The organism is Microcoleus sp. PH2017_24_DOB_U_A, from assembly GCF_020738205.1.
Lineage (GTDB): Bacteria > Cyanobacteriota > Cyanobacteriia > Cyanobacteriales > Microcoleaceae > Microcoleus.
This window is the reverse complement of sequence record NZ_JAEQCT010000055.1, coordinates 148,019-157,174: the sequence shown is the minus strand read 5'-3', so window position 1 is coordinate 157,174 and position 9,156 is coordinate 148,019. Positions and strand designations below refer to the sequence as shown.

Genomic DNA, 9,156 nt, shown 5'->3' with positions numbered 1-9,156 from the left:
AAGGGTATGGCTTTTCTAATTTTGATAATTTTAGAAATCGCGTATTAGCTTGTTTCTTGCATTAGATAAAATTATCACCATAAGTTCTGGAGAGCCATTTTTTATTTCTTGCTTCTTGCTTATTCCCTCCTTTGGCTGCGGACAAGTTTTGCTTCTTGGTGATTTGCTCGGGCTTCTGATCTCGGACTTCTGGCCTCAACATCTATCCGTTAAATCGGTCAAATCCCTGAAACTGATTCGTTTCCCCACGTCCTTGAACGTCGCGACGATCCAATACGCTTGCGACCTCTACCTAGAAGGAAGAGGATTGGAGTAATGAATAGTCTGATTTTAATTTCTCCCTCAAAGACTTGGGGCTTTCAACCAATTCTTTCTGGTAAAAACAATGTCTTGCATTTAGTTTGTATCTTTGGGGCGGGCAGGATGCCTACCCCACAAGAGTTTTAATCAAATGAGTTGATCTTTGGGGCGGGCAGGATGCCTACCCCACAAAAGTTTTCATAGATCGGATATCGCTTTTATGGATAGCGTTCCTCTCTTCGGATAACCCAGAACTGAAGCAATTACCGATGACCAATTACCAATTACCAATTACCAATAATTAATTTTTCAAGAGCGGTTCTTGATAAAGCACCACAGTAAAAGTAACTGTCGATCCGAGTCCTTCCCCCATACTGTAAAAATTTACTGTGCCACCCATGGCTTCTACCAGTTTTTGAGAAATAGCCAATCCCAAACCAGTGCCGCCGTATTGTCTGGTACGAGCGCCGTCCACCTGAAAAAATGACTCAAATAATTTATATTGCTTGTCTAGAGAAACCCCAATGCCAGTATCCGCAACTCGGATTTTCACAATTCCGGGTAACTCCTGGTTGTTAACAGTTACTTTTTTCTTAATAACTTCGGCACTGATGCGAATTCCGCCTTCCTTGGTAAATTTAATTGCATTGCCGGTGAGGTTCAAAATTACCTGAAGCAGGCGTTGGTAGTTGGCATACAAAATAATCTCGTCCTCGATGGCTGGTGTTTGGATTTGAAATTGCAATCGCTTTTCTTGCACTTGAACCCGTGTAAAGTTCTCCACTTGCTGCAAAAGTTCGCCGAGTTTGACTGGAGCGAGGTCTAACTCCATTTTGCCAGCTTCGATTTTAGCGATATCCAAAATATCGTTAATCACATTGAACAAGTGTAATGCCGATTGATAAGCTTCTTCGATAAATTGGTGCGCTTCTTCGGGGTCATCTGCCATGCCATCCAGAACCAGTTTCAGGAAACCGAGGATGCCGTTGAGGGGGGTGCGGAGTTCGTGGGAAGTATTGGCAAGAAATTGACTTTTAAGTTGGGAAAGAGCGACGGCTTCGGCACGGGCTTGTTCTAATTCTTGGTAAAGTGTAGCGTGGGCGATCGCGCTGCCGACTTGAGCGACTAACTCGCGGGCAAATTCGAGTTCGACAGGACTCCATTTCGGGGAATTGCCGCAGCGGTGCAAACATATCAGGGCATTGGGTTGGTCTTCATAGAAGGTAGCTGCTACGAGCACGGAATGGCGATCGAAGCGATCGACAATGGGGGAGGCGTAATCGACTGCTACGGGTTTTAACGTGGCTAAAGTTTGAATCCAGCCCGGCTGTTCGGCTGCGCGCAGTTGTAATCCCAGCATCGAAGAGTAAGGTTCTTGGCGGTACTCAGCTACTACTTTAAAAGTTTTCGATTGGAGATTTTCGATTTGATCGGCAGACAGCGGGGGCGATCCATCGCTGGCAATTGAGTGTTGCAGTTCTGCTGCTAGATCTGGATAGTTTTGCTGATTTTCTGAGATCGGGAAGGGGGAAATTTCGAGGTTTTCGCTGTCTTTTTTGGAGGAACAGATGATACAGCGGCTCGCGTTCAAAACTTCACCCAAACTGTTAACTGTTTGCTGCCAAATTGTCTGTAAATCGAGTGTTCTGTGCAGGTTTTGAGCGATTTGGGAGATAATTTTGCGATCGATTTCCGAGTAGGTAGTGAGCGGTCTACCGATGAGGCTGGCTGGATACAGCATTTGTTGGCTGGCGTCGGAGGAAGATGGCAAAGCTGGATATGCCATGAATTCTGGGGAATCTGCCGACAATTGTACGGGTTTGTCCGACAGCAGCCTGCCCATAACTAAGACTTTTGTAGCTTTACCATTGGAGTCGATCGCCGGAGTGACTGTCAAATCGAAGAGAAAATATTGTTCGGCGTGGCAAAATGGATAGCTAAACCTTTGGGGGACAAGGGTTTCGAGCGCCCGCCGCAGGCGTTCGAGATAAGGTGCAGGGGCGATGGGTTGCAGGGTTTCGCTAAGGGGGCGATCCTCTTCGAGGGCTTCGCTAACGACAATTTCTTCTGCTGTGAGGTTGTACTCCTCGGCTTTTTGCCAGTAAAAAGACAGATATCGACCCCTTGCGTCTTGGGTAAATACTAATTCTGCCCCTAACTCTTGAAAAAATGCTGTAGAGGCGAGGTTCGATCGCCGGAAATCTGTGTTAGAGTCCATCAGATTAGGGGATAAAAGTAATTCTGATTTTGAGTATTGAGTTTTTGATTTAAAATTTAAAACTCAAAATTGTTTTGGGTTTTGATAATTAAGATGTGAGTTATGGTAGAAGCAATAAGGAAGAGTGGAGAGTTGACAGTTGATAGTTGACAGAAGAGCCCGAAAAGCCGGTCGTTGGGTTGACAGAAGAGCCCGATCGCGCAAGACAAGGGTTAACAGAAGGAAGAAGGAATAAGCCCTTGCGGCTTCCTTCGGCTAAGCCGTATAAGTCGCTCAAGCTAAAAAGATGGAAGATGCAAGATTGAAGATGGAAGATGCAATCGAGCGCATTAGTTTTAGCAATTAATAAATTCCCCGCGATCGGGCACGGTGGCTATATTAATTGACTGCAAAGTAGTTGGCTTTTTAATGAATGATTCACAGGTCGAGACTCGAAACTCAGAACTCTTTTAGACTTCTACCACAGCATTTTTAGTTATCAATAATTTCCCAAAAAATTAATTTATAACTCAACTCAAAACTCAAAACTATTTGTTGTCAGCAGTTTTCGGTAATTTAAAAATACAACTTAAGATGTAGGAATTAGTAGTCTGCACATATTAACTATCGAGTTTAAAAATTCCGCCAAAAGTTGAGGCTGCCAAAAACTCAAGTCGGGGACTGGCGATCGCATTTTTGCCGTCACAATAGAAAAGCTCCTTCTACTTAACCAATATTGCTCCGAACCACCTGTATTTCGCCCGGAAATCTGCCGGAGTTATCTCGCCGGAGATCGGACGATCTAAATTTCACACCCAGAAATTTTATGCCCAGCAGATTTGTGCGCGCCGTAGGAGGGCGAGACAGGAGACAACCTCAGTCGTTCCATTCGCCGCGGGGCGGGACAGGAGGGGTGCGACGCAAACTCATAGCCTGATCGTCTTCGCGACGCTCGCCTCTGAGCCACTGCTTGATTGCTGTTTCAATGACTTTGCTGGGGTCATTTGTCAAGTGCTTAATTTGGTCTAGCAGTTCAGAATCTATATGGATAGATAGTTCCACTTTTTCTGACGAACTGTGGGAGTGTATACTTGACTCGCTCATACTTAAAAAATCCTAGTTTTAATTCTTAAGTTTCAATTCCTTCTAGGAATTTACGCCTTTTTGTTTTGAAGGAAGTGTTTTGAAGGAAGTGATGCCTTATCCCTAGTAGAGATGCACAGCGGCTCAAAACCTGTATTTTTTACACCCTTGCCGCCCCGCTTCCGTCATTTGACCAAATTATCTGCTTCTTGTCAAGCGCTAGCAACTTCTCACCAATATTTTTCAGTTTGCTATCCGCCTCTGTAGAGTAACCTGACGCCAAAAATGGGTACAAGCGCCCGACAATCGTGGTGCTCGGCCCAAAATTTTAGACCCCTGCTCGATCTCCCAGATTTATCTGTTGTGCAGTAAATTGAAAATCGTTCTCCTTTTTTGAACTCGATGCTCGCGCTCGCTCAAGTCTCACGCCGCAGTCTCCCATCTCAAATCTAAATCTGTTGTGCACCCCGAAGTCTAAAATCTCTAATCTCAAATGGACTGGGCTGTTCGTTTGATGCGGGATGCTGCCGATCGCCTTTTTCTCAACTGTTCCAGAGTTTTCTGTAAAAGAACAAAGACAAAACTTTTTCTGAGGAGGGCGTCTAGGCTGGAGCAGGCTAAAAAACATAGCATAAATACAATGGCTTTGTCAACCCACAACCGAGAAAAATTTAAATTCTATTTAAGTCTCTAAATGACTATAAATGACTGTAGATTGAATGAAGTTTTATAATATAACAAAAGTCAATCTTTTGCCGATAGGTTTTATGACAAACGTTCCTGTATCTCGCATTCGTAATTTTTCGATTATTGCTCACATCGACCACGGAAAATCGACTTTGGCCGATCGACTGTTGCAGGCGACTGGGACTGTGAAGGCACGGGAAATGAAGGAGCAGTTTTTAGACAATATGGATCTCGAACGCGAACGTGGCATTACGATCAAGCTGCAAGCGGCTCGGATGAATTACACTGCCAAGGACGGTCAGGAGTACGTGCTAAATCTGATCGACACTCCCGGACACGTTGACTTTTCCTATGAGGTTTCGCGATCGCTCGCTGCTTGCGAAGGGGCGCTGCTGGTGGTAGACGCTTCTCAAGGCGTGGAAGCACAAACCTTGGCAAATGTCTACCTTGCCTTGGGAAATAATTTAGAAATTATTCCGGTTCTAAATAAAATTGACCTGCCGGGGGCGGAACCGGAACGGGTTAAAGGGGAAATTGAAGAAATTATCGGTCTGGACTGTAGCGGGGCGATTGAGGCTTCTGCTAAGGAAGGAATTGGTATTGATGATATTTTGGAGGCGATCGTGGAATTGGTGCCGCCGCCGCAGGATACTGTTGAGAAACCGCTGCGGGCGCTAATTTTTGATAGTTATTACGATGCTTATCGCGGGGTAATTGTGTATTTCCGGGTGATGGACGGAAGTGTCAAAAAGGGCGATCGGGTTTTGTTGATGGTTTCGGGGAAGGAATATGTCATCGATGAATTGGGCATTTTGTCACCGACGCAAGTACAAGTAGACGAACTGCACGCGGGAGAAGTGGGTTATCTGGGCGCGGCAATTAAGGCGGTAGCTGATGCTCGCGTCGGGGATACGATTACTTTGGTCAAAAAGCCTGCACCGGAGCCTTGGCCTGGTTATACGGAGGCTAAGCCGATGGTTTTTTGTGGCTTATTCCCGATCGATGCAGACCAATTTCCTGACTTGCGGGAAGCTTTGGAAAAACTGGAACTCAACGATGCGGCGCTTTCCTACGAACCGGAAACTTCTAGTGCGATGGGATTTGGTTTTCGCTGCGGTTTCTTGGGTTTGCTGCACATGGAAATTGTGCAGGAAAGATTGGAGAGAGAGTACAATTTGGATTTGATTGTTACGGCTCCTTCTGTGGTTTATCAAGTCACAACAATTAAGGGAGAAGTGTTAACAATTGACAATCCGAGTCACTTGCCAGATCCTCAATATCGGGAGAAGATTGAGGAACCTTATGTGCGGGTAGAAATGCTGTCGCCGGAAACTTATGTGGGGGCGCTGATGGAGTTGTCTCAAAGTCGGCGGGGCATTTTTATGGATATGAAGTATCTGAGTCAGGGGCGGACTACGTTGGTTTATGAGTTGCCTTTGGCGGAGGTGGTGACGGACTTTTTCGATCAGATGAAATCGCGATCGCGCGGTTATGCAAGTATGGAGTATCACATCATCGGTTATCGCGAAAATCCGTTGGTGAAATTGGACATTTTAATTAATGGCGATCCGGTTGATGCTTTGGCGATGATCGTGCACCGGGATAAGGCTTACAATGTTGGCCGCGGCTTGACGGAAAAACTGAAGGAGTTGATTCCCCGCCACCAGTTTAAGGTGCCGATTCAAGCGACTATTGGCGCTAAGGTGATTGCTTCGGAACATATTCCGGCTTTGCGGAAGGATGTGTTGGCGAAGTGCTACGGCGGCGATATTTCGCGGAAGAAGAAGTTGCTGCAAAAGCAGGCGAAGGGTAAGAAGCGGATGAAGTCTGTGGGTACTGTGGATGTGCCGCAGGAGGCTTTTATGGCTGTGCTTAAGCTCGATCGCGATTCGTAATTTGTCTGTAGGGCTTTGTTAGGAACAGGCAAGATGCCTGTTCCACAAACAGTCATTTTTCTTGTGGGGTTCTAGGAACAGGCAAGATGCCTGTTCCACAAAGAGTCAATTTTATCGTAGTTTTTTGCAATCACCTCGAACAGGCAAGATGCCTGTTCCACAAAGAGTAAATTTTCTTGTGGGATGGGCATCTTGCCCGTGCCAAAAAGGTTTATTGAAAATGATATAAGATGTTGATATAATTAACAATATAATTCTCACTTGAATTTACTATTATGACTACCAAAATATTACTGAAGTCGTCGGACAAATTAACTAACTTTTCATTGACAGCCGTCATCGAACAGGAAACAGAGGGAAAATATCAAGCGATGGTATTGGGTTTACCTGAATGTCAAGCTGAGGGAAATACTCGCGAAGAGGCGATCGCAAATCTCAGCCAACTTGTGACGAATCATTTAGAAAAAGCTGAATTCATTTCGCTAGAAATCCAAGAGCAAAAACCCGATAGCCCAGCTTTGACAATCCTGATCGAACAGGAAACAGAGGGAAAGTATCAAGCGATGGCTTTGGGTTGGGAAGAATGTAAGGCAGAGGGTAATAGCCGGGAAGAGGTTATTACCAATATTAGCTTAGTTGTGGGCGATCGGCTAGAGAAAGCCGAACTCATTTCTTTGGCAATTCAACCGCCCAAACCGGAACATCCTTGGATGAAGTTTGCTGGAATGTATAAAGACAATCCGCTATTTGATGAGGTGGTTGCTTATATGGAAGCCGATCGCAACACCCTTGATGAGGAAATGGGAACAGATTACCCACAAGTTGATGTGGAGATCGGAGTAAAATGAGTTTGTGGGTACTGGATACGGATTGTTTGACACTTTTTCAAAACGATCATCCGCTGGTAAAGCTGCGAGTTAGTCAGGTTAATCCTGAAGAGATTGCAGTAACAGTGATTACCGTTGAGGAACAAATGCGGGGATGGTTGAATGCGATCAACCAATCTTCTCAATCGGAGCGAGTAATCTGGGGTTATAAGGGATTTCTGGATGGAGTAGAGTATTTCAACAGTGTGAATGTGTTGAAGTTCGATCGCGATGCTTACAATTGCTATACAGATTTGGTGCGTCAAAAGATTCGCATCGGCACAAAAGATTTACGGATTGCTGCTGTTGTGATGTCAAGAAATGCTATCCTGGTGACGCGGAACCGGCGAGATTTTGAGCGAGTACCGGGTTTGAGGTTTGAAGATTGGACAATTTGAGGAATTGGGTGAGGGATTAAATGCGATCGCACTTTTGGACATTAAGGGCGATCGCACTTTTGCAAATAAACCATCAGAGATTACTCATCATCATCTGCTTTACTACCTAAAAGTCCGAAAATTGCACCGACACCCATATTCCAAGTATCCTTGCAAGTCTCAAAAATGCGAATTTGTTGCGGAGATAGCCGATCTTCCATACTAAGCGATAAGGACACGCTTCCAGAAAGTAAGGTAATACAGACAACAGTTGCGAAGACGTACTCGAAAGGAGAGGGAGGTTGAGGAGAGGTATTTTTACGAATCATTTTAGGAGATTTAGGTTTAGCAGGTGTCATATTTGGTTGAGCTTTCATAATTGCTACCTTTTGATTGGTGATGTTTTAATCATAAAGGGCAAAACCTTGAAAGTCAGCCTGTGTATGGGTTTCAAATACTATGAGTTTGATATGCGTTTAAGATGCGTTTGATTGGCGATCGCCCGCTATAATACTTAAAAGGTTTGTAATTTGGCTATGACAGAGCGATCGCTCACAGCATCCCAGGCAGGAATCGAAAAAGCAACAATTGCTCTCACAGGCAAAGGCTGGAGTCGCCAAGACTTAGCCGATCGTGTTACGATCGGGGAAGGCAAAAAGTCAAAGACAGGCATCGATATTCAAGCAATTCATAAGTTTTTTACCCAGAAGGCTGTCAGTCGCCAGTATTTTGTGGGAATTTGCAAGGCTTTAGGATTGGATTGGCAAGATATTACAAATCCCAATACAACTACGCGGGGTTCAGAAACCGGGTTTTTTCACAGAAAAGACGCGTTACAGCCCACAGATTCGGTGAAAAACCCGGTTTCTTCGATCGCAGTGGATAATTCCAACCACAATAATCCGTTTATTCCCCAACATGGCAAGATAGACGATCCGCGACATTTCTTTGGTAGAAAGCGAGAAATACGGCGGGTGTTTGAGACGCTGAATAGTGGTAGTAGTGTTGCAATTATTGGCGAAAGGGCGATCGGCAAAAGTTCCCTCCTACAAGCCCTTTACCGAGAAACCCCAACTGAACTCCGTCATCCGCGCCAACCCATTTACCTTAACTTAAATAATGTTTATGATGAACATGACTTTTACGATGCTTTGTGTGGCGAAGCGGGTATCGAGACAGTCAAAGGATATCAACTAAAACGGGCTCTAGAATCGCACCGATTCCTGTTGCTTTTAGATGAAGTCGAGAAAATGACCTGGGATGGATTTACGAACCAAGTACGCGGCCAATTGCGGGGTTTGGCGGAGGGAACCGATGCACCTTTGCGTCTAGTTGTCGCCGCCTGCACCTCTCTCGATACCCTGTTTCCTGACAGTCAAGACAAAAATATGACATCTCCTTTCAAAGGAATTTGCATTGAGGAAAATCTGAAGCAATGGGATGATCAAATTAGCCGCAAATTTATTGATAGTCGCCTCAATGCTGACTGGTTAACACCTATTCCCGAACCCGTAAGGTTTACTGAGGCAGAAATTGCGGAGTTAATTGCTGAAAGTGGCGGCTATCCTCAGAAATTGATGCAATTGTGCTATCAAGCTTACGATCGTTATATCAACGATACTAAATCATCCTAAAATACTATAGAAAGCTAAGATAGATATGCGATCGCACAATCCAATATCTCGTAGGGGCAGGTTCACCAACAATAATCGCCTAAAACAGACAATCTCAAAAACCTGCCCTCCCCAGCC

General features: G+C 44.9%; 7 protein-coding genes. 4 read left to right on the top strand and 3 right to left on the bottom strand.

Annotated features, from left to right (window positions below):
- Positions 1-601: 601 nt before the first annotated feature.
- Positions 602-2,518: a GAF domain-containing sensor histidine kinase gene (locus tag JGK07_RS16760; protein ID WP_293177036.1), complete on the bottom strand. Its 1,917-nt coding sequence runs from the start codon at positions 2,516-2,518 to the stop codon at positions 602-604.
- An 855-nt stretch (positions 2,519-3,373) separates the two neighbouring features.
- Positions 3,374-3,601: a type II toxin-antitoxin system CcdA family antitoxin gene (locus JGK07_RS16755; protein ID WP_293146178.1), complete on the bottom strand. Its 228-nt coding sequence runs from the start codon at positions 3,599-3,601 to the stop codon at positions 3,374-3,376.
- A gap of 746 nt (positions 3,602-4,347) precedes the next feature.
- On the opposite strand from JGK07_RS16755, the gene lepA reads away from it, so the two are divergent.
- The 3 genes from lepA (at position 4,348) to JGK07_RS16740 (ending at position 7,426) form a co-directional block, all read left to right on the top strand.
- The gene (gene lepA / locus JGK07_RS16750) at positions 4,348-6,162 is read left to right on the top strand and encodes a translation elongation factor 4 (RefSeq protein WP_293177038.1); all 1,815 of its coding nucleotides are present in this window, start codon (positions 4,348-4,350) and stop codon (positions 6,160-6,162) included.
- A 275-nt stretch (positions 6,163-6,437) separates the two neighbouring features.
- Positions 6,438-7,010: a type II toxin-antitoxin system HicB family antitoxin gene (locus JGK07_RS16745; RefSeq protein WP_293177040.1), complete on the top strand. Its 573-nt coding sequence runs from the start codon at positions 6,438-6,440 to the stop codon at positions 7,008-7,010.
- A complete protein-coding gene (locus JGK07_RS16740; RefSeq protein ID WP_293177042.1) occupies positions 7,007-7,426 on the top strand; it encodes a type II toxin-antitoxin system VapC family toxin in 420 nt (139 codons plus the stop codon). Before JGK07_RS16745 ends, JGK07_RS16740 begins: the two co-directional genes overlap by 4 nt.
- A gap of 80 nt (positions 7,427-7,506) precedes the next feature.
- Here JGK07_RS16740 and JGK07_RS16735 read toward each other — a convergent pair whose 3' ends face one another.
- Positions 7,507-7,782, bottom strand: coding sequence for a hypothetical protein (locus JGK07_RS16735; RefSeq protein ID WP_293177044.1), 276 nt, complete (start codon positions 7,780-7,782; stop codon positions 7,507-7,509).
- A 159-nt stretch (positions 7,783-7,941) separates the two neighbouring features.
- Here JGK07_RS16735 and JGK07_RS16730 point away from each other — a divergent pair, with 159 nt between their 5' ends.
- The gene (locus JGK07_RS16730) at positions 7,942-9,039 is read left to right on the top strand and encodes an ATP-binding protein (RefSeq protein WP_293177046.1); all 1,098 of its coding nucleotides are present in this window, start codon (positions 7,942-7,944) and stop codon (positions 9,037-9,039) included.
- The last annotated feature ends 117 nt before the right edge of the window (positions 9,040-9,156 follow it).

Excerpts from the sequence above, each read along its gene's own strand:
- JGK07_RS16760 (WP_293177036.1), bottom strand. The coding sequence starts at position 2,518 with ATGGACTCTAACACAGATTTCCGGCGATCGAACCTCGCCTCTACAGCA.
- JGK07_RS16755 (WP_293146178.1), bottom strand. The coding sequence starts at position 3,601 with ATGAGCGAGTCAAGTATACACTCCCACAGTTCGTCAGAAAAAGTGGAA.
- lepA (WP_293177038.1), top strand. The coding sequence starts at position 4,348 with ATGACAAACGTTCCTGTATCTCGCATTCGTAATTTTTCGATTATTGCT.
- JGK07_RS16745 (WP_293177040.1), top strand. The coding sequence starts at position 6,438 with ATGACTACCAAAATATTACTGAAGTCGTCGGACAAATTAACTAACTTT.
- JGK07_RS16740 (WP_293177042.1), top strand. The coding sequence starts at position 7,007 with ATGAGTTTGTGGGTACTGGATACGGATTGTTTGACACTTTTTCAAAAC.
- JGK07_RS16735 (WP_293177044.1), bottom strand. The coding sequence starts at position 7,782 with ATGAAAGCTCAACCAAATATGACACCTGCTAAACCTAAATCTCCTAAA.
- JGK07_RS16730 (WP_293177046.1), top strand. The coding sequence starts at position 7,942 with ATGACAGAGCGATCGCTCACAGCATCCCAGGCAGGAATCGAAAAAGCA.